The organism is Paenibacillus allorhizosphaerae, assembly GCF_042659105.1.
Lineage (GTDB): Bacteria > Bacillota > Bacilli > Paenibacillales > NBRC-103111 > Paenibacillus_G > Paenibacillus_G allorhizosphaerae.
The window spans coordinates 183786-210284 of record NZ_JBHSRV010000007.1; the positions used below are offsets into that span (position 1 = coordinate 183786).

Here is a 26499-nt window from a genome sequence, read left to right on the forward strand (position 1 = left end):
TCCGGCGGAGATTATTTTTTTGCGGTATATAATCTACGAAAATCGGAAATACCAGATTAATAGAAATGTGAAATTTTGGATTGACCTGTCCGAAAGATCAAGATAATCTAGTAAAAAAAGCCCTTAAGCTTCTGGATCGTACAGAGAAAGTATTCGGTTGGAAGGATGTGAGTGGATTGCCCAGACCGTTAGTTATCGGAAACGGAAAGTTCTTGATCAATCTGGATCAGCATACGTGCATGCGGGACTTATATTATCCTTATGTCGGACAATTGAATCATGTCGGCGGCTATCAATGCAAGGTCGGTTTATGGGTAGACGGTTCGTTCACTTGGCTGTCCGACCCGGAATGGAACATGCAGCTGTCCTACGCCGAAGATTCCCTCGTCACCGAAGTGCACGCTTCCCATTACCATCTGGGCATTACGCTTACGATTAACGACGGGGTGCACCAGCGTGAAAACATTTATTTGAAACAGGTGCGTATTTACAACCACTGGGATACGGTTCGCGAGGTGCGCTTTTTTTTCAATCAGGATCTCGTTATCAACGAAACCGAGGTCGGCGATACGGCCGCTTATTACCCGCAAAACCATACGGTATTTCACTATAAAAAAGACAAGTACTTCATGTTCAACGGCTCCGCCGGCAGTGAAGGCATCTATCAATACACGACGGGCGTCAAACGATTTTACAATGCCGAAGGGACATGGCGGGATGCGGAGGACGGCCACTTGATGGGCAATCCGATTGCCCAAGGCTCCGTCGATAGCACCATCTCGTTCCGGCTGCATGTGCCGCCGGTTTCGGAGGATACGCTGTATTACTGGATGACCGCCGGCAAAAATCTTGAAGAAGTGAAAAAGCTCGACGCTTACGTCAAAGAGAGCGACCCGGGCAAGCTGCTTGACCGGGCCAAAATTTACTGGCAGCGCTGGGTGAACAAATCCGACCGCGACTACGGCAACTTGAACGATGCCTGTATTCGGCTCTTCAAGCACAGCCTGCTGATCGTCCGGACGCAGACGGATGTGAACGGAGCGATCATAGCCGCCAACGATTCCGATATCATGCAATCGAATCGCGACCATTACAGCTACATGTGGCCGCGCGACGGCGCCCTTATCGCTTATGCCATGTCGATGGCCGGCTATCAGGGAATGATAACGCCTTTCTTCGAATTTTGCGCCCGTGCGCTGTCGCCTGACGGCTATCTGCATCACAAGTACAATCCCGACGGCACGGTCGGCTCCAGCTGGCACCCGTTCCTGAACGGCGGCAGCATGCAGCTGCCGATCCAGGAAGACGAAACGGCGCTGGTGCTGTTCGCCTTGTGGCAAGATTATGCGCGGCACGGCGATATCGAACTGCCGCAATCGCTTTACAGCAATCTGATCCGACGCTCAGCGCGTTTTATGTCAAGCTACATCGAGCATGATCTCAGCTTGCCGAAGCCGAGTTACGATTTGTGGGAGGAACGGTACGGCATCTTCACCTTTACCGCGTCGGCCGTCTACGGCGGGCTGATCGCAGCCGCCAATTTTTGCGCCTTGTTCGGCGATGAAGAACGATCGAGCCGCTACCGCCATACGGCGGAAAAAATCAAGAGCGGTATCCTGAAGCATCTGTGGGATGAAACGGAAGGCCGGTTCGTCCGCGGGCTCTATTTGGACAACGGCGTATGGGTGAAAGACAAGACGCTCGAGAGCAGCGTATACGGCATCTTCGAATTCGGGGTTTTGCCGGCCGATGACCCTCGCGTCGTCAGCACGATGAAAGCGAACCGCGCCGGTTTGGCCATCAAGACCGAGATCGGCGGAGTCGCACGGTACTATCACGATTACTATTTTCAGCGCTCGTCCGATATCGGCAATATCCCCGGCAACCCCTGGATCATCTGTACGCTCTGGATTGCCGAATGGGAGATCGAAGCGGCAAAGACGCTTGCCGATCTGGAGTCGCCTCGCCGGACGCTGGAATGGGTCGTATCCCATGCGATGGAAAGCGGTATTCTCCCCGAACAACTCGATCCGTTCGATGGCGGGCCCGTCTCGGTAGCTCCGCTGACTTGGTCCCATGCCACTTATGTGCTTTCTGTTGTGAAGTACACGGAGAAGTACAAGAAGCTCTGTGCAGACACCTGAAATAAGCACCCTCGTAACCGCCTCAGCCTTTGTGCTGCAGCGGACGCACGGGGGTGCTTTTTATATTGCCGGTCTTCCTGCTACATCTTGATTAGAGCACTGCCTCTTTCAGCTTCGGCGATCTCCCGCTTCAAACCGAGACATTGCCGGATCGTCTCCGCCTTAACCCGCTCCCTTTGGGCGACTTCGCTGCATCCAAAAAAAGCATCGTCGCGCAACAGCTCTTTGAGCGCCAACAAAGCCGCTTCTACGGCTGCCGCCTCCTTTTGGAGCAAAAAATAAGCGATCCGATAACAAAGCGCCTCGTAGGATTTGAGCACTGTCCCTTTGTCCTTCAGTTCCATGTCTCCCCACCGCCCCTTGCAACGCAGATTAAGGTTCCTTCGGCCTTCACGCTTCCGCGCTTAATCTCTTCTACTCCATTAACGACGCTGCCATCCATTTTCTGACGGGTGAATTTCAAGATCATAGTCGCCATAAATTAATGTATTTTTTTCCATTTCTCCGTCAGATTCCCTTCGGAACGCTCGTTTATATCATTGAAAGCCCATTATTCCAAAAAGGAAGTGTGTATTCGTATGAACAAATGGAACTGGCTCATCTTGTTTTCGCTCATGCTGCTCCTCTCCGCACCGATGCATGCGCTCGCCTCCGAAAGCAAGGAAACGGAAGCCAAAACCTCGGCACCGCCGGAAGAAGCACATGTCGACTCCACTTTCGACCCCTACTTCAATTATTTGGAAAACGGATATGGCTACATAACGGCGCAGGGCAGCGGCAAGGTGTCCATATCCGGCGAATCCCACGCTACCCAGTATGTCGATACGTTAGGCGTACAGATGACACTCCAGCGCTATACCGGTTCGGATTGGGTCGATGTGAACGTCGGAAGCGACTATACGAATTCGGAAAGCAAACGGGTATACGCTTCGGACACTCGCCAAGTGGCAAGCGGTTACTACTACCGTCTGGTGACGAAGCATTGGGCTGTCGAAGGTAGCGTGACCGAGTCCGGGTACCGGACATCGTCCAGCGTTCTGGTGAACTAGCGAAAAAAGCGCAGACTCAAAAAAGAACCTCCAACTCCACGGCGGAACATCTTCGTGGTTTTGGGGGTTCATTGTTGTTTATTTGCGATGGAGCCGTCAGGCTCTCGTATTATTTCATTGATTTGGCCAGCTTCATAATTTCTTCCTCGCCGAGCTTACCGTAGATTTCTATCTTCACATCCTGAACGAGCCATTCCAATCTCGAGCCTCCAACCGTGTACAGTACCAAAATGGCGTTATAACCGTTCACGTCCACCTCTTTAATCGTACCTGCCGCTTGATTAATGGTCGTATTCGCACCGGTGCCCTCCGAACTCAGCTTCTTTTGCGAAATATCGAGCATTTGTCCCGATGCGTGAAGATAAGTCAAATCGGATAAGCGATATACGCCGTCGGTATCTTTATAAATCTCCACGCGGTCCAGCGCGTAGCCTTCGGGTAGCACAGCGGGCACCTGCAGTGCGTAGTCCAGCTTCTTCTTCGCTTCCTCCACTGTTACTTTCTCCGGATGAACGACGCCACCGTTTGCGGACGGCCCTCCGATCGGCATCGGCACAGAGCCGTTGCCCGCCTTGGCATACTCCGGCGGAGGCGTCGTCTTGGCCCCGGTCGTATCGGCTTTCTTCGTCGAACCGAAGAAGACGTTGACCATGCCATCGTCCGTTTGCCGAACCATCTCGAACCAGTTCTTGAACGCGGATGTCGGGCTTAAACTGCCGAACGATAACCCGATGAGAATGGAACATGCGGCGATCGCCGAACCGATCCTTACCGACTTCCACCTTTTACGCCGCCGCTGCGCCGTTTGCAGCCGCACCTGCAGCTTCCCCCAGGCTTGTTCCCCGTCAGGCACATGCAGATTTTCATATATGGTTTTCACTGTTTCCCTGATGGGAACATCATGCTCCGACTCGATCCTGTGCTTTCCTTGTCCGTCACTCATGGGCCGTCACTCCATTTAAGTCTGAAAAGTTGCGCCAACCGCTTCCTCGCTCTGGCCAGCCGCTGCGTCAACACCTGTTCGGTAATGCCAAGCTCCCGTACGATCTCCTGATAAGGCTTCTCCATAATATAATGCAGCAATATGACCGTACGATGGTCGGGGCTCAGCTCTCCAATCGCTTGATGCAGCGCTTCGTCGCGAATGGCTCGTTCCACCCGGGCGTCGATCGCCGTTTCGATAGCAGCCGCGCACGAAAGCTCTTCATTTGTATTAACGCGCTCCAGGTCAAACATCTGACGGTACTTTTTATTTTTACGAATCAAGTCGAGCGCAGCATTGCGTGCAACTCTTCTCAGCCAGGCAGGCATATTCGAATCCATGCGGGTTTTCGGTCCATGTTCGATGATTTTCATAAATGCGTTCTGGATCGTGTCCTCCGCAAGGCCGGGATCGTTAAGCAGAAACAACACATCGCGATATACGAGCTCCCGGAACGATAGGAACAATTTCCGCTGCGTCTCTTCATCGAGCGCGTAAAAATTACTGCGGAACAAAAAAAATAATGGTTCAGACAAGATACGGTCCTCCGAATAGCGTTTTCCTTTTTTGGAACTAGATTCCATTCCTACCCTATTATAGGGCCGCTGCCCGGAAGCTGTCTACCAATCTTGTGAACCACTGTATAAAAACAGAGGCTATTCGTGTATGTACGTTGCTTTGTATCGCTCCGCGTCCCATAGCTGTGCAAGCTCGGACGAATCGCTCATTTCGATCACAAGCAGCCACCCTTGTCCATAGGGCGACATATTGATCACGTTCGGTTCTTTGTGCAGCTTCTGGTTCGTATCTACGATCGTGCCGGATACCGGCGCATACAGCTCCGTAACCGTCTTGACCGATTCCATGCTGCCGAACGGTTCGCCCGCCTGCACCGTATCGCCGACTTCAGGCAGTTCTACAAACATCACCATGCCGAACTCTTCTTGGGCAAAATCGGTCATGCCGATGACGGCACGGGTGCCTTCCACGCGAACCCAATGATGATTTTCACTGTACTGCAGACCTTGAATCACTTCCATATGAACGATCGGCTCCTAACCATTTTGATCATGAAATAGATCGTAACATTGGACAAATTCAAAGTCAATATTATAACAATTCCTATATTATAATTATTATCATTTGTCACAAATTCATCTTTTTCGGGATTTCTACAAAAAAAACTCTTACGATGAGCAAGTCATCCTAAGAGTTTTTCCATGCTTTTGTTGTCTATCTTATTTACGGATTGCGTTAACGATAAGCTCACCCATCACCGTCGTACCGATCGCTTTGCTCTTATCGACGGCGATATCGCCTGTCCGGTGTCCGGCATCCAGTACTTCCTTCACAGCGCGTTCAATGGCTTCCGCCGCATCGTGGTAACCGAAAGTCAAACGGAACATGAGCGCTACGGACAAGATCGTCGCAATCGGGTTGGCAATGCCTTGCCCGGCGATATCCGGCGCCGAACCGTGTACCGGCTCGTACAAACCGAATGCGCCTTCGCCCAAGGATGCGGACGAAAGCATACCGATGGAACCGGTGAGCATGGCCGCTTCATCGCTCAAAATGTCGCCGAACATGTTCTCGGTCACGATGACGTCGAAGCTGGACGGACGGCGCAGAAGCTGCATTGCGCAGTTATCCACGAGCACGTGCTCGAGTTCTACGTCCGGGTAATCCGCTGCGATCCGGATTACAGTCTCTCTCCACAAGCGGGACGTTTCCAGCACGTTCGCTTTATCTACGGACGCCAAGCGCTTGCTGCGGGTTCTGGCGATTTCGAACGCTTGACGAACGATGCGCTCGATTTCTTTTACGTTATATACACAAGTATCTACCGCTTCTTGACCGTTCTCGCCTTCGCGGCGGAACTTCTCGCCGAAGTAGATGCCTCCCGTCAGCTCGCGCACCACGATCAGGTCGGTGCCTTCCAGCACTTCCGGCTTCAGCGTCGAAGCTTCCTTCAGGCAATCGAATACGTTAGCCGGACGAATGTTCGAGAACAACCCGAGCGCCTTGCGGATGCCGAGCAAGCCCGTTTCCGGACGCAGCTCCTTCGGATTGTTGTCCCACTTCGGACCGCCTACCGCTCCAAGCAGAACTGCGTCGGAACGTTTGCACATCGCCAGTGTATCTTCCGGAAGCGGCGTACCTTTCTCGTCGATTGCAATGCCGCCGAACAAACCGTGTTCAAATTCGAATCCGTAACCGAATACTTCCTCGGTCTTCTTCATTACATTAATCGCTTCCGCCACAACCTCGGGACCAATGCCGTCCCCGGCGATAACGGCGATTTTTTTCACGTCAGCCATGCAGTTCACTCCTCTGATTTCATTATCTCATTTGTAGCATATTTGGTTTGTAATGACAAAGATATAAAATCTATCATCGCGATAGTTAAAACCTATAAGCTTCTGTTAATCACCATGCTCATGATGCTTCTTAAAGATTCACCGAAATCGTTCAATTGGGATTTGGTTACTTTACCCGCGTTCAGCCAAAAACCGAAAACGGGATTAGCCCCCTTCCCTCAGCACATGCTAGTCACAGCGCATAGTAAGTATAAAGACGATGCGTTCCTCGTGCTGGAAACGATGCTATCGGATGAAGTGCAGACGGCTAGAGGCCGGGATGCGGGAATCGCTCCGGCATTGAAAAATAAGTCCGTGCAGGATCAGTTCATGAAGGGCGTCGGATTTGCGGCAGGAAAAAATGTCGTCGCGTTTTTCAAGCTCGAGTTCGCCGCACCAAGAAAAGGAACACCGTACGACAAATTAGCGATTACTGAAGTAAGCAATGTGTTGACCTCCGTCCTGCAAGGAAAAAAAGATGTCAATACGGCGCTGCGTGACGCGGAAGAGCTAACCATAAAAAAAATAGAATCGGAGATAGCGAGCAAGAAATAAATTTTTTCGTCTAGCTTCCAACAAAAAAAGTGCGAGCGTCAACAGCTCAAAATACGATTGTTGACGCTCGGCAATTTCCTACTTCAACAGCTTGATCGACTGATCTTTTGCGGAAACGATGACAATCGCATCATCATAGGCACTTACGGTCTTAACCGGATCCGCCACGGCCAGCTCAAGACGGCCCGACGGGTCAACAATTTTGAGACCGTAATCTTCGCCCTCCGCCAGATTACAGAGGATGCGGCCATTCACGAACTGCATGCTTTCCAGCGGCTCCTTCAATACAAGCACATCTTCTCCGGAAGGCTTCACCTGGTACAAATCATATTGCCCGTAATTGTTCTTGTCCGCGACCGTGTAATACACTTGATCTCCGGCTTCAAACCAGTCGAACGCCGGATGCTCGGATACTTTTTGCTCGTTTGCCCCATTCAAGTCCGATACATATAAAGCGCCGTCCGCCTCCTTCACATAGTAAAGCTTGTTATTTATTATTTTAAAACGGCTCACTTCCGCATCTACGATCTTCACGGTTTCGTTTGTCGTCAAATTCACTTTGTAAATTTTATTGAAATCGCTCCGTTCATCCGGATTCGATGAACCAAGCACATACACTTCGTCTCCGACGACGGTCGTAGACTTATCCGCGCCGAACCCTCTGCTGGATTCGTTAACGGTAAGATGCCATCCGTACATCAGCTTCGGATCGCCTACAGGCGTCCTTTCGCGATCCGCTTGACCCGGCTGTACCAATGAAAGATTGTTCCCGGAAGGAGGCACCGCTTGGCTAATGATTAACGTTCCGCGCGCCGTATTCCGGAAATCCAGATATCCCCGGTGCTGGATTGCCGCTTTTCCCGTATCATCGACCTTGCAATAGACGTCGGAGCCCATCAACGCCCCGCCGACATGATACATAAACCAAAGCTCGTCATCCCGGATCTGAAAGTTTAACCGTTTCATCGGGCCTTTTTCCGTATCCAACTCATAAGCGTATACGAGTTCTTTACTTGTCGTGTCGTCCATCGGTGATCGGTACACCCGGTTCGTTAATCCTTCCGTCTCCGCATAGTAATAGTATCCCTTAAACACGGCAACGTCGTTATCCCCTGCCTCTTTCGGGAGCTTCACCGTCCGGACCTGCGGGTTGTCGGAACGAATCGTAAGTCCGTCCGCATCGTTCCACTCATAATCCCAGCCGAATTCGTCATGGGCAAATTTCCACGTAAGCGGGAAATACGTGACATCGTTAAAGCTTAGCAGCGGATACTGCTCCTGCGAATTATCGACTGCTTCGCCATTCATCGTGATCGCAAATTCCGGAATCCCCGCACTGTAACTTTTCGCATTTTTGCCGGCTTTGCTGTAAGGCTCATAGGAAGACGCTACACTGCCTTTCGCAATCGCAAGTCCGTCCTCCGCTGTCCAGCTCGACTCCAGCCCAAGAAGTCTGGTATCGTACCATGTCATCGGAAAATACGTAATATCTTTGTACACGAGCAGCGGATATTCCCGGTATTCATTTTCGATGTGATTCCCATTGAGCCTGACCGCAAAATCAGGCAACGTCACTCTCACTTGGCGTTCCGCAGCAAAGCTGGCGCTCGTTGGAACGATTAAGCTTACCCCTAACGCCAATACCGCGGCGCGCAAACCAAACTCCCTCCTCATGATTCCCATTGCTCCTCTCCCCGCTTCCTATGCGTATTAGACTGCGAAGCCGTCAAAATTGTTGCGAGGGTTATTCCTTAAACCCGTTATTGTGTTGTCGCATATAAAAGATTAAAATAGTTTTAACACGAAATATGTTGTCGAACTTGACTAAAGGAGTCCTGTCGTTATGAATTACCGTTTTTCCGATACCATCGAGAGCTTCAAATCATCAGCGGTTCGCGAAATACTGAAGCTAACGCAAGGACGCTCGATCATTTCGCTCGCCGGCGGCTTGCCCAACGAGCAATATTTTCCTACGGAAGCGGTGAAAGAAGCGTTCGAGCGCGTGTTCGAGCAAGGGCCGCAAGTGCTGCAATACGGTTTGACCGAAGGCTACACGCCGCTGCGCGAGAGCATCTCGCGTCATTTGGCGCGCAAAGGCATTCATGCCGGCGTGGACAATATGCTGCTGACGACCGGTTCGCAGCAGGCGATCGACTTGCTCACCCGCGTCTATATCGATCCGGGCGACGTCATTCTCGTGGAACGGCCGACTTATTTGGCCGCCATTCAAGTGTTTCAATCCCGCAAGGCGCGCATCGTATCGGTCGATTGCGACGCCGACGGCATGGATCTGGAAGATTTGGAACGCAAAATCAAGCAGTACGCACCCAAGCTCATTTATGTCATTCCTACGTTCTCCAACCCTTCCGGCAAAGCATGGAGTCTGGAACGCCGCAAAAGTACGCTGTCCATTTGCAAGCGCAACAACGTGCTTATTCTCGAAGACGACCCGTACGGAGAACTGCGCTTCGGCGGCGACAACGGCGAGATGTTCCCTTCGCTCTTCTCGCTTGACGAAGGCGCAAACGGCAGCGCGGTGCTGTATACGAGCACATTCTCCAAAATCGTTGCGCCGGCGCTTCGCACCGGATGGATTGTCGGCGATAAGGAAGTCATTATGCATATGACGCGCGCGAAGCAAGCCGCCGATCTACATTCCAGTTCCATGGACCAGCAGGCGCTGTATCAGCTGATGGAGCATTTCGATATTTACGCGCATATCAATCTGATTCGCCGCGAATACGAGGCGCGGATGCGGCAGATGATTTCGCTGCTGCAAGCGAAAAACTGGGAAGGCGTCAAGTGGATCGAGCCCAAAGGCGGCATGTTCGTCTGGGTCGAGATGCCGCAGCATATCGATACGCAGGAGCTGCTCAAGCTCGCCGTCGAAGAAGAAGTGGCTTTCGTTCCCGGCGCCAGCTTCTACGCGGACGAGCCGCAAAAAAATACGATGCGCCTCAATTTTACGCATACCGATACGGACGATATGGTTCGTGCGTTCGATCGTCTGGGCCGTGCGCTGGAAAGAATGGAACAGGTCATTGCCAAATAAGGAACAGCTAACGATACTTGCACCATGAAAAAAGCTCCCTGAAGACACGATCGCGTGCCTCAGGGAGCTTTTGCGTATGGTTTCGTTTGCTATTTTAAATCAACGTCACGTTGTCTCGTCCGCGTGCCGGCGATTTGCGTTTCTCGATCAGTCGGTTGATCGCGTCGACGTAAGCGCGGGCGCTCGCTTCGAGAATGTCCGTGCTGACGCCTCGTCCTTGCACGGAATAATCGCCCTGCTTAAGCACGACATGCACTTCGCCGAGCGCATCCTTGCCTTGGGTGACGGACTGGATCGAGTAGTCGTCCAGCTCGACGTCTTCCTGCGTAGCTTTGTCGATCGCCTTGTAGATGGCGTCGACCGAGCCATTGCCTACGGCCGCTTCATCGAGAGTCGCGCCGTCGAGCGTCTTGATGCGAACCGATGCGGTAGGCGTCGATTGGTTGCCGTATGAAACCTGAATCGTCTCCAACGCGAACACTTCCGGCGTTTCGATCAGCTTCTCCTCGATCAGCGCCAAAATATCTTCGTCGGTGACGTTCTTTTTCTTGTCGGCTAAATCTTTGAACTTCGCAAATGCGCTGTTTAGCTGTTCATCGCCAAGATCGTAGCCGAGGTCGACGAGCTTCTCTCGGAACGCGTGACGGCCGGAATGCTTCCCGAGCACGAGCTTGCTCTCCTTCAACCCGATCGTTTCCGGCGAGATGATCTCATACGTCGTCTTTTCCTTCAGCATGCCGTCCTGATGAATGCCCGACTCGTGCGCAAAGGCATTGGCGCCGACAATCGCTTTGTTGCCCGGGATGACCATACCTGTCAGCTTGCTGACAAGACGGCTCGTACGGGCAATTTCGCTCAGCACAAGCGACGTCTTCGCTTGGAAAAACTGTTGTCTCGTTTCGAGTGCCAACGCCACTTCTTCAAGTGCCGTATTGCCGGCCCGCTCCCCGATTCCGTTGATTGTGCCCTCGATTTGATCGGCTCCGTTCAAAATCGCCGCTAGCGCATTGGCCGTAGCCATCCCGAGATCGTCATGGCAGTGCGCGCTCAGCTGAATGTTCTCGATGCCCGGCACGTTTTCCTTGAGCGTCTTGAAGATGTTGCCATATTCATACGGCGTCATATATCCGACCGTATCCGGGATGTTGACGACCGTCGCACCGGCGCGAATCGCCATCTCCGTCACTTCGCACAGGAAGTCGAGCTCCGTCCGTCCGGCATCCTCCGGAGAAAATTCGATTTTGTCAAAATATTTTTTCGCGTACCGAATGGCCGCTTCCGCCGTTTCCAGCACCTGATGCTTTTCCATCCGCAATTTGTGCTTGCGGTGAATCGGCGAAGTCGCCAGGAACAAGTGCAGGCAAGGGTCCTGCGCACCGATCAGCGCTTCGCGCGCCGCATCGATATCCTGCGTACGGGAGCGTGAGAGGCCGATGATCGAAGCGTTCTTCACTGCGCGGGCCACCGCGCTAACACCTGCCAGGTCACCCGGGGACGCCGCCGGAAATCCGGCCTCGATCCGGTCCACGCCCAGCTTCTCCAACTGCAGCGCGATCTCGACCTTTTCCTGCATGTTCAGATTGACACCGGGCGATTGCTCGCCGTCGCGAAGCGTCGTATCGAAAATATAAATTTTTCTCATGGCCTGTGTTCACCCCCTGAAGTTTGGCAAAACGGTTATCCTCTGCATAAAGCACAAAAAGGTACGACCCGAAGCGAGGCGTGAGACGAACGGGAAACCCGTCCGCCTTCGCGCGTCTTCAAACCGACCTTATGCGCATCAATAATACAATGAACTGTCCTGCTATATTACTTCTTGATCCAGTGCATCAGTTCGCGCAGTTGGGAACCGACTTGCTCCAGCGGATGCTCGGCTTCGAGGCGGCGGGTAGCCGTCAGGAATGCGCGGCCCGATTGGTTTTCCAAAATAAAGTCGCGAGCGAATTTGCCTTGTTGGATATCGGAAAGCACTCTTTTCATTTCTTTCTTCGTTTCGTCCGTAATGATGCGTGGGCCTGTTACATAGTCGCCATACTCCGCCGTATTGGAGATGGAATGTCTCATGCTGGCCAAACCGCCTTCATACATCAGGTCAACGATCAGCTTCAGCTCATGCAAGCACTCGAAGTATGCCATTTCCGGAGCGTAGCCCGCTTCCACGAGCGTTTCGAAGCCGGCTTTCACGAGAGCGGAAGCACCGCCGCAAAGTACGGCTTGCTCACCGAACAAGTCGGTTTCCGTTTCTTCGCGGAACGAAGTTTCGATGACGCCTGCGCGCGTGCAGCCGATCCCTTTGGCGTAAGCAAGGCCGATTTCTTTGGCTTTGCCGGTAGCGTCTTGTTCTACGGCGATCAGTCCAGGTACGCCGAAGCCTTCAACGTATACACGGCGAACCATGTGGCCCGGCGATTTCGGAGCGACGAGCAGTACGTCTTTGTCCGCAGACGGCGCAATTTGGCCGAAGTGAACGTTGAAGCCGTGGGAGAACATAATCGTTGCGCCTTGCTTCAGGTTCGGTTCGATTTCCTCTTTATATACGCGGGCTTGCGTTTCGTCAGGCATCAGGATTTGAACAACGTCGGCAAGCTTCGTAGCTTCCGAAACGGAGAACACTTCGAAACCGTCGTTTTTCGCTTGTTCGAAGGAACGGCCTTGACGAAGACCGATAACCACTTTCAGGCCGCTGTCGCGAAGGTTTTGCGCTTGTGCGTGGCCTTGGCTGCCATACCCGATAATTGCGATCGTTTTGCCTTTCAATACGTTCAAATCAGCGTCTTTTTCATAGTACATTGTTACTGCCATGGTATAATAGCTCCTCCTTTGATTTAAAAACCCTGTGAGCGGGTGTTCAAACGGACTGCATGGCCGTCCTGTTCGAATCCGCTTGAACTCCCGCTCACAGCTTCATTTTACTACGATTCAATTCATCTATAAACGTTTATTTCACTGCGCCGCGAATCATGGCCGTTACGCCCGTGCGGGACAGTTCTTTGATGCCGTATGGCTTGAGCAGCTCCGTCATGGCGTCGATTTTGTCCGAATCGCCGACGACCTGCACGATCAGCGAGCTCGGCCCGATATCGACGACAGCGGCGCGGAACGTCTCGACGACGCCGAGAATTTCCGGGCGGGCGCTCGGTTCGGCGCTCACCTTGATCAGCGCGAGCTCGCGCGCGACCATCGGATTCGAGCTCAAATCGACGACTTTGATCACGTCGATCAGCTTATAGAGCTGCTTGGAAATTTGTTCAAGCGTATTGTCGTCGCCGGTCGTCACGATGACCATCCGGGACAACCCTTTCTCCTCCGATTCGCCGACGGTGATGCTTTCGATGTTGAAGCCCCGGCGTCCGAACAGGCCGGACACGCGCTGCAGCACACCGGGCTGGTTATTGACTAGTACGGAAATGGTGTGTTTGCGGTTCATTCCGAATCCCCCATTAACATTTCATCTAAGGCCGCGCCTTGCTGAACCATCGGGAACACGTTCTCGTGCTTACGGACAACGAACTCGACGAGTACAGGGCCCGGCGTATCCAGCGCTTCCTGCCATGCGCGGCGCGCTTCTTCCTTATTGGTCGCTCGCAATCCTTTCACGCCGTAAGCGTCAGCCAGCTTGACAAAGTCGGGGCTGCCCGCCAGATCGATGTGGCTGTACCGGTTGTCGTAAATGAGTTCCTGCCATTGGCGTACCATGCCAAGCACCTGGTTGTTGATGACGACAATTTTGACCGGAATGTTGTTGATTGCGCAAATCGCCAGTTCCTGCGAACACATCTGCATGCCGCCGTCGCCGTTAATGGAAACGACCAGCCGGTCCGGATTGGCCACTTGCGCTCCGATCGCCGACGGGAATCCGAAGCCCATCGTTCCGAGTCCGCCGGAGGTAATCCAGGAACGCGGCTTGTTGAATTTGTAATACTGCGCCGCCCACATTTGATGCTGCCCTACGTCCGTCGTAACGATCGCATCGCCTTTGGTCGTCTCGTGGATCATCTCGATCACGTACTGGGGCTTCAGCTCCGTCTCCGAATCCTTGTAGCCCAGCGGGTTGTTGCGGCAGCTTTCCTGCACCCATTGAATCCACGCTTCCGACTTCGCCGGCTTCGCCTTCAAGTTCGCAATCTGAAGCACCGCCTTCACGTCGCCGACAACCGGGATAGCGGTCGGAATGATTTTGCCGATTTCGGCGGGATCGACGTCGATGTGCACGATCTTCTTCGCGCTTCGGGCAAAGCTGCTGACGCGGCCTGTGACGCGGTCGTCAAACCGGGCGCCGATGCTGATCAGCAAATCGCAATTTTGCAGCGCATGGTTGGCCGTGTACGTTCCGTGCATGCCCGGCATGCCCATCCACAGCTCATGCGCGCTCGGGAATCCTCCCAGCCCGAGCAGCGTCGTCGTTACCGGAATGCGCGTTTTCTCGACGAACTCGAGCAGTTCCTTCGACGCATCGGCGTAGACCACGCCGCCGCCTGCGAGAATAACCGGTTTCTCCGCCTCGGCGATCGCCTCGAGCAGCCGGTCGACCTGCAGCTTGTTCGGCTGCACCGTCGGGTTGTAGCCGCGAATATCCACTTTGTCCGGATAAACGAACGGCTCTTTCGCGTTGGACACGTCCTTCGGAATGTCGATCAGCACCGGTCCTTTGCGTCCGGTCGATGCGATATGGAACGCCTCTTTCACGATCCGCGGAAGGTCCTTCACATCGCGCACCAAATAGCTATGCTTGGTGATCGGCATCGTAATGCCCGTAATGTCCGCTTCCTGGAACGCATCCGTACCGATCAGCGTGCTGGCTACGTTGCCGGTGATAACGACGAGCGGCACCGAATCCATGTAGGCCGTCGCAATGCCGGTGACCAGATTCGTTGCCCCCGGGCCGGAAGTCGCGATACAGACGCCAACTTTGCCGGTCGAGCGCGCATATCCGTCCGCCGCGTGGATGGCACCTTGCTCATGCCTTGTCAGCAAATGGTTAAAATCGGGATTGCCGTGCATCGCATCGTAAATATATAAAACCGCTCCGCCCGGGTAACCGAAGACGCAATCCACATCCTCCAGCAGCAAGCTTCTCAGCAGCGCTTCCGAACCTGTAATGACGTCCGGCTGCAGCAGCTCCTGGCGAAGCTGTTCTTTTGATTTTTGTTGAGTTTGAACGATCATTTCGATGGGCCTCCTCTCAAAACTCGGGAATATACCAAAAAACCCCTTTCATCCCCGACGCATGGAATGCGTCTGACGGGACGAAAGGGGTTAAGCTTCCGTGGTACCACCCAGATTTGTTAAATGCCTCGCGGCAAATAACCTTAGCAGGTAATGTACGCCGCTAGCACCATTGAAACTGCCGCACCGGCTAGCGACGATGTTCGCAGTCAACGATAACGTGACGATTACCTTCGGCACGTTAACGTGTGCCATTCCGATTCTCCCTACTAGCTATGGCGCTTTTAAGCAATACAATCCTACGCAGCCATACTTTTCAGGAAAACAGCTCCGAGGTGAGCTCGTTCATAAGGGATTAAGGCATTGGTTTCAGCATCTCCGCTGCTCTCTGGTTCATAAGAGCCCTTATAACTTCGTCCTCTTCATAGCCGTTAACATCTGTTGTACTTTTTAAGTATTATATGCCTTATCGGTGCGTTAGTCAAGCGCTAATCCGGCCGCCGCCCCCCCCAGATCCTGCTTGTTTACAGCGGCGCCGGTTCTCCGGTTGAGCAACACCATTGTCCGTCAGCCAGCTTAACCGTGATGTGGAACGGCCTCTTCGGCACACTCGGGCGTGGCAGACGGGCGAAAGGTCCAGTAGTAATTCAAAATAAAATTCGAGAGCGGAACCGCAACGACCACCGTGCACTGTCCGATCAAGTAATGCCAGTGCAAAAGGTCGACCGAGACATACATCAGCGCAACGTTCAAACCAAGCCCCGTAACGGAAACGATGCAGTATTTCAAAAGCGGTCCCCACCCTGACGGCGTCGATTGGAACGTCCAGCGCCGGTTCAGCACGTACGAAACGAGCAGCACCAGCAGAAAGCCGAACGCCGAAGCGAGCACCGCGCGCAGCCCCAGCCACTCGACCAACGCATACAGGGAGGCAAAATGAAGCACCGTCCCGAGCACGCCGACAACGCCGTATTTGACCATCAGCCGGATCATGAGACTTCTCCCGGATGAAACGGCAGCGCGGATGGTGGACTTTGCCGCTCGGCCGTCGAGGCCGCCTGACTTTCCAGGCGGCGGCTGACCAAATACCGCGGCCTCCCTTTGACTTCGTTGTAGATGGAAGCAATGTATTCCCCGATAATGCCTAGCGATATCATAATGACGCTTCCGACGATCAGCAGCAGCAAAATGACGGTGGTGAACCCGGTCACCGCGCTGCCCGTCAGCTTCAAGTACAGCGTCTGTACGCCTAGCAGCACCGCCCCGATGAAGAAGATCAGGCCGAACAGGCTGACGAAACGAAGCGGAATGGACGAAAACGCGACGATCGCATTCACTGCCAGCTTCAGCAGGCCGAGAAAGCTCCACTGGCTTTTGCCGTCGGTCCGTTCCGGCACTTCGAATGAAATTTGCGCCCGGTCGAAGCCGAGCCACGCCGTCATGCCGCGGAAAAACGTATTGCGCTCCGGCATCTCGCGCCATGCCTGCACCACCCTTTGGTCCAGCAGCTTGAAATCGGAGGCGCCCTGCAAATCAAAGCCGGACAGCCGGTTCAATAGGCTGTAAAACAGCGCCGACCCCATCGCTTTGTCGATCGGCTCCTTGCCCCGGTTCTCCTTGACGCATTCCACGACTTCCTTCCCTTCCTCGCGCCACATCCGGATCATTTCCGGCAGCAGGGCGGGCGGATGCTGCAGATCGGAATCCATGATGATAACCGCGCGTCCCCGGGCATGCTCGAGTCCCGCGCAAAGCGCAAGCTCCTTGCCGAAATTGCGGCTGAGCTTCAGCGCCGAAAATGAACTCGACCGCCGCGCGGCAACCGTTAACTGTTCCCATGTCCCGTCCCTGGATCCGTCGTCAATGACGATCATCTCGTACGAGGAAACGAGCGAACGGATTTCTTCCTCGATCTTCCTGAGCGAATTCACGATATGCTTCTCTTCATTGTACACCGGGATAACGACCGATATTTCGGGCTGCGTTCGTTCCACCGTCTTTCACCTCCTCTGGATTCCGTATCACTTTGTACAAGCGCCATTTGCCGCCGATTTCCTTATCCAGAACGGTCCAAGATGTCCCGTGCTCATAAAACCCCGGATACGTTCGCTCTTCGGCGCTTTTGGCCGAGCTCTTGTCCGGCTTTGGGCTTACAATATAATCGATGCCGCTTCCTACCGGATCCTTCAGCGCATCGTCGAATTCCGTATCGCTCGTAATCAAAAATTTCTCGGGATGTCGGCTGTTCAGAATGACCGAATAGGCGGAATAGGAATCCATCAAAATTTGATGCCCCGCCAGCTCCGTATCCAAATAACGGGCCACTTCCTTCTCAATCTGCTGGGACGCCGCATACTGCCTTGCATGCAAAAACTTGTTCTCGTCCGGGGCAATCGCCGGATCGAGCAGCGCTTTGGTCAAAATGACGGCAGTGAGCGCCATGCCGACAAGCACGATGCCGTAGTTGATGACCGACCGCTTGACTCGCGACAGTTCATAAGGCAGCCATGCCACCGTAATCGGCAGCACGTACATGAAATAGCGGAACCACCCGTAAGACGACCCTTTCATCAACATGAGAAACTGCAGGGCTATTATCGACACGAACATGAGAAGCAGCACCGCCAGGTCCCACACGAAAAACCGGCGGTTCCACAACCGGAGAAGCAACACCGAAGCGAGAGGGACGGAATAGTAAGCCGTCTTTTTGGCGACGAAAAGCAGTCCGAGCAGCGGATTTCCTATCATATCGACAAACTGTTGTTCGTTCGCAAGCCCTTCCGCCTGCGCTACGTTCGAATAATCCCCGCGCAAAAAATAAAGCGGATCGCCCATAATCAAGTAGTTGAAGCCGACCCACAGCAGCCCCGAGTAGATGAGCGGCGACAACGCCAACGCCCATGTGCCTTCGATCTGAAACCAGCGGAAGACGACATTGCGCCTCGGAAGCGGCTCAATATTCGGATCGCTCGTAGGAATCAGCATGACGATCAGGATGATGCCGAGCGCGACGGCCGCCCCGAATGGCACCGCTTCGTAGCGCGTCCAGAATGCAAGCGCCAGCGCAAAACTGAGCTTGATCAAGCTGCCGACTTTCCGGCTGCGAACCCACAACGATAAATGCACGACCGCATACATCGTAAAGAAAATAAACGGCGCATCGCTAAGCCCATTGGCTCCGAACAAAAACATAAACGGGTTACAGCTGAACGCCAGGCTGAACAAAACGGCGAACCACCGCGACAGCCCGAACTGGGCCGCTGCCCTCGCGAGCATGACCGCCGTCATGCCCGCAAACAGACTGCTCATGAGCACGCCGGCCAGCGCGGAGGAGGCCAGCGCGGGGAACCAGCGGTACGGCAGCAAAAACACAAGCTCGATCAAGCTCGGCAGCGGGTTCCAGACGAAGCCGATCGCCGCCAGATGCGGGTCCCGGCTGTACAGCACATAAAACGCATTGGCCACTCGGCTCATCGTGTCGGAGTGGACATAGCCGATCACATGACTGACATAATAACCGGCCGCAAATTCCATGCCGAACAGCAGCAAGAACAGCCCCCAATACACGCTCCGGTGAAGCTTAGCCATCTGTGCCTTATCCTCCTCCCTGAACCGTCTCTCCTGCTGCGGATGCCGGTTTGTGCTTCGCCAGTCCATGCGTCGTTTTTTCCCAATAAAACGGCTTCGTGATCAACTGCCAAGCTGCTTTCACGGCGGCAATGCTCATCATCACCCAATAAATCGGGGTCAACAGCGCATATTTGACCAGACCGTAGGAAAACACATGTTCCTTTCGCTTCTCCAAATCGTGAATCACCCAATAAACCCCGGCCACGTTGCTGAGCACGAACAAAAAGTTGCCGATCAAAAACTCGACCGCAGCCAAATAATAAATGACGCCGGGGAAAAATTGCGGAATCCACTGCATTTTCCATCCGTACCACAGCACCAGCATAATCCAGTAAACCGGATTGAGCAGCGGCAGCAGCGGCGTGGAAAGAACCATCACCTGAAAGCCGAGGAAGCCTTTCAGACCAAGCTCGCGATACAGCTGCAGCGGGTTGCGCATATGGACAAGCCACGTTTGCATGTAGCCTTTGATCCAGCGGGACCGCTGGCGGATCCAGTTGCCTACGCGGCTGTTCGCTTCCTCCCATGTACGGGAGTCGACGATCGCGGTGGAGTAGCCCGACTTGTACAGCCGAATGCCAAGATCGGCATCCTCCGTTACGTTGTACGGGTCCCAGGCATTGATTTCTTTCAGAATCGACATTTTAAAATGATTCGACGTGCCGCCGAGCGGAATCGGAATATCCAGCTGCATGACGCCCGGCAATAGCAGCTCGAACCACATGCTGTATTCGTGCGTAAACCAGCGGGTGAGCAGGTTTTGCTCGCTGTTGAAATAATTCAGCTTCGCTTGAACGCAGGCGCAATGCTCCGGGCTTTTCATGAACGTCAAATGCACTTTCTTCAGTTGGTCCGGGTCCGGGCGATCCTCTGCGTCGTAGATGACCACATATTCGCCCCGCGCGCGGATCAAGCCGTAATTGCAAGCCTTCGGCTTCGTCTTGGGCAAAGAATGAGGAACCACGATGGTCGTATAATACGGAGGCAGCTTCATCTTGCTTAACATCTCCTGCGCCTCTGTATCGTCTTCCTCGATCAGCAGCCGAACGTCCAGCTTCGATTTCGGGTAATCGAGCTGCTCGATGTTGCCAAGCAGCTGCGGGATCACTTCGCTTTCCTTGTACATCGGCACGAGAATCGTATAGACCGGCAGCGTTCGTTCATCGACGGCGTCTATCTCTTCCTGCTTGAAACGGAATTGCGCAAAATCCCGCGTACCGTACATCACAATGAGAAACTTGAACAATGTCATCACAAAATAAAAAAGCTGTATCCCGACATTGAGCACGATCAGTGTATGAAGCCAATCCAGACAGAGCGCTATTACGAACAAAAAGACGCAGATGCCGCCGGCGACAAGCTGGGGCGTCGTGAACGTGACGTGCGCCGAATTTTGCGGCTGCTCGTTCACCAGCTTTTGAGTGCTTTCCTCCATCAGCTCGGAAGGATACACTTTCTTCCAAAAAAATTCCATCTCTTCATGCGTAGCCATTACCTGCTCGACCGGCATACCCAGGAAGCTCTCAATGGTATACAGCGCCTGTTCCGTGAGCGGATTGCCGACGGCGACCAAAAACCGGTTCATGTCCTGATTAATGACGACGGCGTTAAGCTCCCGGGCTAAAATTTCGGGAAGCTTGACGAGCTCGTCAAACGACAGCTCATGACCGATTCTCCCCAGGTTGTTCTGATTCGCGATATAACGGTACAACAGCTCCGGTTCGATGAAACGAAGCGATGTCAAAATATCTCCGAGCAAGCCGCCGCTTTTCCGCTGAAATTCAAGCGCCGTTTCCAGCTGTTCCCGGGTAATGGCTCCGGCTTCGACAAGCAGATCGCCGAGGCGGCCTTTTTCACCCTGCCGTCCGACGACAGGCTCGAGCCGTTCCTTCGTCACCAGTCCGAGATCGACGACGATATCCCCAAGCCGGCCACCGACTTTTTCCTGATACGCCATGGCCTTGTTCAATTGTTCCTGGGTGAGCAGACCTTCCGTCAGTAACAAGTCCCCCAGTTTAATCTTGCCGTTATCCAGCGGGTCGTCCAGCCGCGGCCTAAAGCCTTCCCGGTTCATAATGAGCATTTTTTGCTCCAGCAGCCGATCGACGGAGCGGTTTGTATTCTCCAGTCGTTCCTTCAAATGCTGAAGTTGCTCTTCCAGCTCCCTGAGCCGGTCCTGTCCTTCCCGTTCTAGCTGAAGGAGAAGCTCCCGCTCGTGGCGAAGCCGTTCTTCCCGCTCAGCGGCCTGCTGCCGGGTCCACTGCAGAGGAAAGCCGAACAAGGCGCGGCGGAACGAGGTTACGGATTCCGGTTTCTTCGAATCCATTTTTTCAATCCCGCTTCCAATTTCTCCGCTTGCGCGAGCTCCGCCTGAATCGCCGCCGCCTCATTCTTCAGCCTTGCCTGCTCCCGCAGAGCGAACCGTCTTTGCTGCTCCCGCTGCCGCTCCACCTGCCCGATCTGCTCATCCAGCGCGGAAAAGTATCGGCGCGCCTCGCGGGCGTCATATCCGAACAATACGTCTCTTGTCCTCGACTTTTTCCTCACTCTCAAGCCAATACCTCCCCTTACCGGATATCCGTTGTAATTTCGATCGCGTCCAGCGGCTCCAGCGCGCGCACGACGGCTTGATCGCGTTGTTCCAGCAAAAACGTGTTCCCCGCCTCCGCCGTAAACGTCTCCCCGTTCTTATGAACGCACGCCGAGCCGTGGAGAATCATCCAGGTTACCTTTCGACCGTATGCCCCCGAAGCATCTATGGAGGTCTCCTGCCCCTTGCTCAAATGAATACGGCGCGTCTCCACTTCGATGCCATCGGCGAATACGGCACTATCCAGCGGTCGAGACCATCGCTCCGATGAACCGTCCTGCGGCAGCTCTTTACCGATCATCTTCCGCAGCGTCTCCTTTAGCTCCGCTCCTGCATCCTTGCGCGTGACGAGTATGCCTTCCCGGCTCGCCGCAACGACCACATCGGACAAACCGACCACAACGGCCGGAATATCAAGCTCGTTGACAGCATGCACATTGCGGCTCCCTTCGGAAATAAAAACCGGTCCGCTTCCCGGATGCTTCATTTCTTCCGTCAATGCGCACCAAGTGCCGAGATCTTTCCACCGCCCGTCGTATGCCAAAGCCGTTACACGACTCTCCCGCTCTGTAACGGCATAGTCGAAACTACGGGGATCGAGCCGGTCGTACGACAGCAGAAGCTCTTCGTACGTTTTGCCCGTAATGCCCATCTGCTGAAGCATATCGAGCAAATACCCTGCACGGAAGCAAAAAACGCCGCAGTTCCATAAGGCCCCCTGTTCAATAAGCCGGGCACTTTCTTCAAGGGACGGCTTCTCGTGAAACCGGCGTATCGCCACCGCTTCACCCGGTACGGCAGCCTCCTCCGGAATCATATATCCGTATTTGTCCGACGGCTTCCTTGGTTTGACGCCGACAAGCGACAGATTCGCTCTCGAACGCTCCAATACATTCGGTAGCTGTGCCAACATATCGTAAAATCGATCCTCCGCCCAGCTGTCCACCGGCAAAACGACGACCGGCTCTTCTCGGGATACGCCGCGGTGCGTAACCAGGTAGGCTACCGACAGCAAAATAGCGGGGAACGTGTCCCGTTTGTCCGGCTCCAATACCAAATCGACTTGCCGCCATATTTGACCAATGATCAATTCTCTTTGAGCTGCCGATGTGGCAATGACCGTGTTTTTCTGCAGACCGCGCCGGGTAAGCTGATGCCACACATTTTGCAGCATGGAGACCGGTTGGCCGGTTTCATCGGTAAACAACCGCAAAAACTGCTTCGGCTTCGCTTTCGTCGATAAGGGCCACAATCTTGTACCCGTTCCGCCAGACAATAAAATGATGTTCATCTCTCTCACCCGATCCGCTATTAATATCAAAATAATTGTAATCTATTTACATTTTAATTTTTAAAACTTTATTTTTTTTCAATCATATCACAATACTTTTATATTTCTCTTTGGTTAATATTAGCGCTTTGTCAGGTTGCGGCTCTTTCTCCCTCAAATGTTAAGAATGTGTTAAACAATCACTGTGCAATTGGTTGTCCAAAGCGCGTTAGCTTACATTTCATTATAACGACCACTTCTCAACAAATTCTGAACTTTTTGTCGAATGATGCAGAATCATTCCTGGTTATGTCGAATAGGGAATGATCCGAGCGGAGCCGGGAGCAACACAAAAAAAACCGCCGGATTCCCGACGGTTTCGCACTTGCATTTTATGAAATTAGGCGTTTACTTTTTCTTTTGCCGTTGCCGCCAAGGAGTTGAACGCGCCGATGTCGTTCACTGCCAGTTCAGCCAGCATTTTGCGGTTTACTTCTACGCCAGCCAGCTTGAGGCCGTGCATCAGCTTGCTGTAGGACAGGCCGTTTTGACGAGCAGCCGCGTTGATCCGAACGATCCACAATTTGCGGAAGTCGCGTTTTTTCGTACGACGGTCGCGGTATGCGTACATCAGGGACTTCATCACTTGTTCTTTGGCTGTCTTGAATAATCTATGTTTCGAACCGAAATAACCTTTAGCAAGCTTCAATACTTTCTTGCGACGATGCGTGCGGATGAATCCGCCTTTCACTCTTGCCATGAGTATCTACCTCCAAAATGTTAAGTATATCGCGTGAGCGGTGATTACTTGATGTTGGCGAGCTGCTGCTTCAGGCGTCTTACATCGCCGGGAGCCATAACCGGGTTCGTGCCGAGTACGCGCTTCGCACGAGCGGATTTGTGGGACAGCAGGTGGTTTTTATATGCTTTGTAGCGTTTTACTTTGCCGGTACCTGTAATTTTGAAACGGTCTTTCAAGCTGCTGTGTGTTTTCATTTTAGGCATGGAATGGTTCCTCCTTTAAGATTGAATTATTGCTGCTTCGGAGACAAAATCATGATCATGCTGCGGCCTTCCAGCTTCGGTTTGCGTTCTACGACGCAAAGCTCTTCCACTTCTGCGGCCATACGCTCCAATACGCGTTGTCCGATCTCGGCATGGGCAATTTCCCGGCCGCGGAATCGTACCGACAGCTTCACTTTGTCGCCTTCGCTCAGAAATTTCTGAGCATTGCGAAGCTTCGTTTGAAAATCGTGCTCGTCAATGGTCGCGCTAAGGCGAATTTCTTTGAGTTCCACAATCTTCTGATTTTTACGGGCTTCCTTTTCTTTCTTCTGCGTTTCGTAACGGAATTTCCCGTAATCCATAACACGGCAGACCGGCGGTTTCGCCGTCGGAGCCACATTGACCAAATCCAGATTCAGATCGAGCGCAATTTGCAGCGCTTCGCGAATCGGCTTAATCCCCAGTTGCTCTCCGTCCGCACCAATCAAACGAACTTCCCTCGCCCGAATTTCATCATTAATCATGTGCTCTGTACTTATGACCTGCCACCTCCAAAGGATTGTAACCGAGAATAAACGGTTCTGCGTTCTTGCCTTATGGAACGGCGCCGTTTATCCACTGACAACTGACCCCGTTACTTGCCGGAGCAACAGTTGCATTCGGTTGATGCGAAGCTATAAGTTTCCAAAAACTTATAAATTCATATCAACAAAAAAGACGTAGGCGCTTTACGCCCACGTCTGTTAGTCCAAGTGATCATTGACTCTGAATGGCATCAGAAATCGTTGCTCGTTCACTTAAGTTCGTAACCAGCCAACCCAAAGTCGGTCAGGTGAGAAGCGGGCGCTTCTTCTTTCGCACCAAACTAATATACCGTTTTTCAAAGTCGATGTCAACTATTAACTCCATTGTGCTAAAAAATCAACTGGCCTGCTTGCTCTGCACATCCTCGAGCCGGATGACCCGCGTATGCTCCGTATGGCTCCACTGCTTGTTGTTCTGCGTAAAAAAAGCGTAGAAGGTGATCGGCCACCAGGACAACAGAAACAGCGGGAACGTCACAAGATATTTATACGAACGCCATGGCGCCTTTTCCAAAATCAATGCAATGACGAATTGAGCGTACGTCAGCACTGAGAAAACGGCGAAGAAGTTCGGCGATATTTGGAACAGCGACGTAAAGTTCGGAACGCCCGGAATCGATAGATCGATCCACAGCACGACCGTTAAGATAGAGCCGATAAACAAATTGTACACATTGACCGCATAGATCGCGGTATCAATCTTGGACCAGCTGCCTTCCTTCAGCCCTTTCCACAGCAAAGGGAAGAAGTAACGTCTCGCCACGTTGAAGTGACCCTGCATCCATCTCAGACGTTGCCGCGCCGACGCTTTGAAAGTGAGCGGCTTCTCGTCGAATACTTTGGCATCGTAGTTGAATGTCGGATTGACTCCGCGCATCACACAACGCATCGTAAACTCCAAGTCCTCAACAAGGCTCGTGGCACCCCAGCCCATGTCCTTCAGCAAGTTGGTGTCAAAGCACATCCCGGTTCCCCCGAGATAGTTCGCCAGACCGAGGTTTGTCCTCGGCAGCTGCCACAGACGGTTACAATACCAGTACGTTACCGCATAAGCGGCGGTGATCCAGGAATCGTGCGGATTCTTCGTATCCAGGTAAGCCTGAATGACCTTCGAACCGTTGCACAGATCGTCGTTCATATGTTTCAGGTAATCGGTGCTGACCAGATTGTCGGCATCGAACATGACCACCGCATCGTATTGACGCGGCATCTTCCACAATTCCTTCAGCATCCACTCGATGGCGTATCCTTTGCCTCTCAGCTTCGGGTTGTGCCGCTCGCAAGCGTGAACGCCCATATCGCGCGCGATTTGCGCCGTGTGGTCGCTGCAGTTGTCGCAAATGACGAAAATATCGTAAAGTTCTTTCGGATAATCAAGATTTTTCAAATTATCAATGAGCGCCCCGACCACTTGTTCCTCATTATGTGCGGCTACGAGGACGGCGAACGTTTTTTGCGGTGCGTGATTTGCTTTGTTCTTGCGGCGGTACCAACCGAAAAATGTCAGAACCAACTGATAGGCACCGATCAAAGCAATTATGATCTGGAGTCCTAACAGGATATTGTCCAGCATGAAACATCCCCCTTTTTTTGTATGTACCCCTGGTTGTCTCTCTAGCGTATCTTATTTGTTCTCATAAAATCTGATTCGATGGTGCGATTTGGATTACGAGGGTAGCCGAATATGATTTTCCTCTCTTTGCTCCGTTTTGTCAAAAGCTCCAAAGCTCATTGATGTGCCAGAACTAACGTTTTTCTCGGGAAAACGGCGGCATTAACACTCAGACTCTTTATCATCCATCTTTTTACGTCTTATTTTCATCGTTTTTCACATATTTTATAAGTTCAGACTGGAAAAAACTTTCTACTGGCCGGCCTGCCGACTTCGCCTATTATACTACCGGATGACCCTTTCCACAAAATCCGACACGATCCGTGACACGCACCGGTACATCTTTCCCGGCATACATAGTACTAAACGTACTACTTGAGCAAAAGGTTGCAGTTTTCGGTTGCTCCGTTTCACCAGCGCGACACATGCTACCTTCTTCTTCAGTTCCTTATGCTTGCAAAAAAATATCCTGCGGGCGGTTACGAGGGATGATGAAGCCTCGC

General features: G+C 52.9%; 24 protein-coding genes. 4 read left to right on the forward strand and 20 right to left on the reverse strand.

Features of this window, described 5'->3' with window-relative positions:
• Window positions 1-176 precede the first annotated feature (176 nt).
• Window positions 177-2144, forward strand: a complete 1968-nt coding sequence (locus tag ACFQI7_RS24020) for a glycoside hydrolase family 15 protein (RefSeq protein ID WP_218100094.1) — start codon at window positions 177-179, stop codon at window positions 2142-2144.
• Between the two features lie 80 nt (window positions 2145-2224).
• On the opposite strand, the gene ACFQI7_RS24025 is transcribed toward ACFQI7_RS24020, so the two are convergent.
• On the reverse strand, window positions 2225-2488 hold the full coding sequence (locus tag ACFQI7_RS24025) for a hypothetical protein (RefSeq protein WP_218100095.1): 264 nt from the start codon (window positions 2486-2488) through the stop codon (window positions 2225-2227).
• Between the two features lie 234 nt (window positions 2489-2722).
• Between ACFQI7_RS24025 and ACFQI7_RS24030 the strand changes: the two genes are divergently transcribed.
• Window positions 2723-3193 carry a hypothetical protein gene (locus ACFQI7_RS24030; RefSeq protein WP_218100096.1) on the forward strand — a complete coding sequence of 157 codons (471 nt, stop codon included), beginning with the start codon at window positions 2723-2725 and terminating at the stop codon, window positions 3191-3193.
• 109 nt (window positions 3194-3302) lie between these two features.
• On the opposite strand, the gene ACFQI7_RS24035 is transcribed toward ACFQI7_RS24030, so the two are convergent.
• From ACFQI7_RS24035 to leuB, 4 genes are all read right to left on the reverse strand, one after another.
• The gene (locus ACFQI7_RS24035) at window positions 3303-4136 is read right to left on the reverse strand and encodes a DUF4367 domain-containing protein (protein ID WP_218100097.1); all 834 of its coding nucleotides are present in this window, start codon (window positions 4134-4136) and stop codon (window positions 3303-3305) included.
• Complete coding sequence (locus ACFQI7_RS24040; RefSeq protein WP_218100098.1) at window positions 4133-4711, reverse strand: RNA polymerase sigma factor; 579 nt, start codon at window positions 4709-4711, stop codon at window positions 4133-4135. Before ACFQI7_RS24040 ends, ACFQI7_RS24035 begins: the two co-directional genes overlap by 4 nt.
• Window positions 4712-4831: 120 nt before the next feature.
• Window positions 4832-5215: a glycine cleavage system protein GcvH gene (gene gcvH / locus ACFQI7_RS24045; RefSeq protein ID WP_218100099.1), complete on the reverse strand. Its 384-nt coding sequence runs from the start codon at window positions 5213-5215 to the stop codon at window positions 4832-4834.
• Window positions 5216-5413: 198 nt separating this feature from the next.
• The gene (leuB, locus tag ACFQI7_RS24050) at window positions 5414-6493 is read right to left on the reverse strand and encodes a 3-isopropylmalate dehydrogenase (RefSeq protein WP_218100100.1); all 1080 of its coding nucleotides are present in this window, start codon (window positions 6491-6493) and stop codon (window positions 5414-5416) included.
• Between the two features lie 270 nt (window positions 6494-6763).
• Here leuB and ACFQI7_RS24055 point away from each other — a divergent pair, with 270 nt between their 5' ends.
• Window positions 6764-7087 carry a type 2 periplasmic-binding domain-containing protein gene (locus ACFQI7_RS24055; protein ID WP_218100101.1) on the forward strand — a complete coding sequence of 108 codons (324 nt, stop codon included), beginning with the start codon at window positions 6764-6766 and terminating at the stop codon, window positions 7085-7087.
• A gap of 78 nt (window positions 7088-7165) precedes the next feature.
• Here ACFQI7_RS24055 and ACFQI7_RS24060 read toward each other — a convergent pair whose 3' ends face one another.
• The gene (locus ACFQI7_RS24060) at window positions 7166-8761 is read right to left on the reverse strand and encodes a DUF5050 domain-containing protein (protein ID WP_218100102.1); all 1596 of its coding nucleotides are present in this window, start codon (window positions 8759-8761) and stop codon (window positions 7166-7168) included.
• Window positions 8762-8930: 169 nt separating this feature from the next.
• On the opposite strand from ACFQI7_RS24060, the gene ACFQI7_RS24065 reads away from it, so the two are divergent.
• Window positions 8931-10139, forward strand: coding sequence for an aminotransferase-like domain-containing protein (locus ACFQI7_RS24065; protein ID WP_218100103.1), 1209 nt, complete (start codon window positions 8931-8933; stop codon window positions 10137-10139).
• A gap of 94 nt (window positions 10140-10233) precedes the next feature.
• Here ACFQI7_RS24065 and ACFQI7_RS24070 read toward each other — a convergent pair whose 3' ends face one another.
• The 14 genes from ACFQI7_RS24070 to ACFQI7_RS24135 all read right to left on the reverse strand — a co-directional run bounded on the left by ACFQI7_RS24070 (window position 10234) and on the right by ACFQI7_RS24135 (window position 25957).
• Window positions 10234-11781 carry a 2-isopropylmalate synthase gene (locus ACFQI7_RS24070; RefSeq protein ID WP_218100104.1) on the reverse strand — a complete coding sequence of 516 codons (1548 nt, stop codon included), beginning with the start codon at window positions 11779-11781 and terminating at the stop codon, window positions 10234-10236.
• A gap of 167 nt (window positions 11782-11948) precedes the next feature.
• Window positions 11949-12941 (reverse strand): ketol-acid reductoisomerase, encoded by a 993-nt coding sequence (gene ilvC, locus ACFQI7_RS24075; protein ID WP_218100105.1) that lies wholly within the window; start codon window positions 12939-12941, stop codon window positions 11949-11951.
• A gap of 136 nt (window positions 12942-13077) precedes the next feature.
• Window positions 13078-13566, reverse strand: coding sequence for an acetolactate synthase small subunit (ilvN, locus tag ACFQI7_RS24080; RefSeq protein ID WP_218100106.1), 489 nt, complete (start codon window positions 13564-13566; stop codon window positions 13078-13080).
• The gene (gene ilvB / locus ACFQI7_RS24085; protein WP_218100107.1) at window positions 13563-15305 is read right to left on the reverse strand and encodes a biosynthetic-type acetolactate synthase large subunit; all 1743 of its coding nucleotides are present in this window, start codon (window positions 15303-15305) and stop codon (window positions 13563-13565) included. The genes ilvN and ilvB overlap by 4 nt, the downstream gene beginning before the upstream one ends.
• Window positions 15306-15881: 576 nt before the next feature.
• A complete protein-coding gene (locus ACFQI7_RS24090) occupies window positions 15882-16298 on the reverse strand; it encodes a GtrA family protein (RefSeq protein WP_218100108.1) in 417 nt (138 codons plus the stop codon).
• Window positions 16295-17299 (reverse strand): glycosyltransferase family 2 protein, encoded by a 1005-nt coding sequence (locus tag ACFQI7_RS24095; RefSeq protein WP_218100109.1) that lies wholly within the window; start codon window positions 17297-17299, stop codon window positions 16295-16297. The genes ACFQI7_RS24090 and ACFQI7_RS24095 overlap by 4 nt, the downstream gene beginning before the upstream one ends.
• Window positions 17250-18893, reverse strand: a complete 1644-nt coding sequence (locus ACFQI7_RS24100; RefSeq protein WP_218100110.1) for an ArnT family glycosyltransferase — start codon at window positions 18891-18893, stop codon at window positions 17250-17252. The genes ACFQI7_RS24095 and ACFQI7_RS24100 overlap by 50 nt, the downstream gene beginning before the upstream one ends.
• 7 nt (window positions 18894-18900) lie before the next feature.
• Window positions 18901-21261: a glycosyltransferase family 2 protein gene (locus tag ACFQI7_RS24105; protein ID WP_218100111.1), complete on the reverse strand. Its 2361-nt coding sequence runs from the start codon at window positions 21259-21261 to the stop codon at window positions 18901-18903.
• The gene (locus tag ACFQI7_RS24110; RefSeq protein ID WP_218100112.1) at window positions 21234-21488 is read right to left on the reverse strand and encodes a hypothetical protein; all 255 of its coding nucleotides are present in this window, start codon (window positions 21486-21488) and stop codon (window positions 21234-21236) included. Before ACFQI7_RS24110 ends, ACFQI7_RS24105 begins: the two co-directional genes overlap by 28 nt.
• Before the next feature lie 14 nt (window positions 21489-21502).
• Window positions 21503-22816 carry a sugar phosphate nucleotidyltransferase gene (locus ACFQI7_RS24115; RefSeq protein WP_218100113.1) on the reverse strand — a complete coding sequence of 438 codons (1314 nt, stop codon included), beginning with the start codon at window positions 22814-22816 and terminating at the stop codon, window positions 21503-21505.
• Window positions 22817-23195: 379 nt separating this feature from the next.
• Window positions 23196-23555, reverse strand: coding sequence for a 50S ribosomal protein L20 (rplT, locus tag ACFQI7_RS24120; protein ID WP_218100114.1), 360 nt, complete (start codon window positions 23553-23555; stop codon window positions 23196-23198).
• 44 nt (window positions 23556-23599) lie between these two features.
• Window positions 23600-23800, reverse strand: coding sequence for a 50S ribosomal protein L35 (gene rpmI / locus ACFQI7_RS24125; RefSeq protein ID WP_218092618.1), 201 nt, complete (start codon window positions 23798-23800; stop codon window positions 23600-23602).
• A 26-nt stretch (window positions 23801-23826) separates the two neighbouring features.
• The gene (gene infC / locus ACFQI7_RS24130; protein ID WP_218100115.1) at window positions 23827-24324 is read right to left on the reverse strand and encodes a translation initiation factor IF-3; all 498 of its coding nucleotides are present in this window, start codon (window positions 24322-24324) and stop codon (window positions 23827-23829) included.
• Between the two features lie 397 nt (window positions 24325-24721).
• Entirely contained in the window at window positions 24722-25957 is a 1236-nt protein-coding gene (locus ACFQI7_RS24135) for a glycosyltransferase family 2 protein (RefSeq protein ID WP_218100116.1), read from the reverse strand.
• Window positions 25958-26499 lie beyond the last annotated feature (542 nt).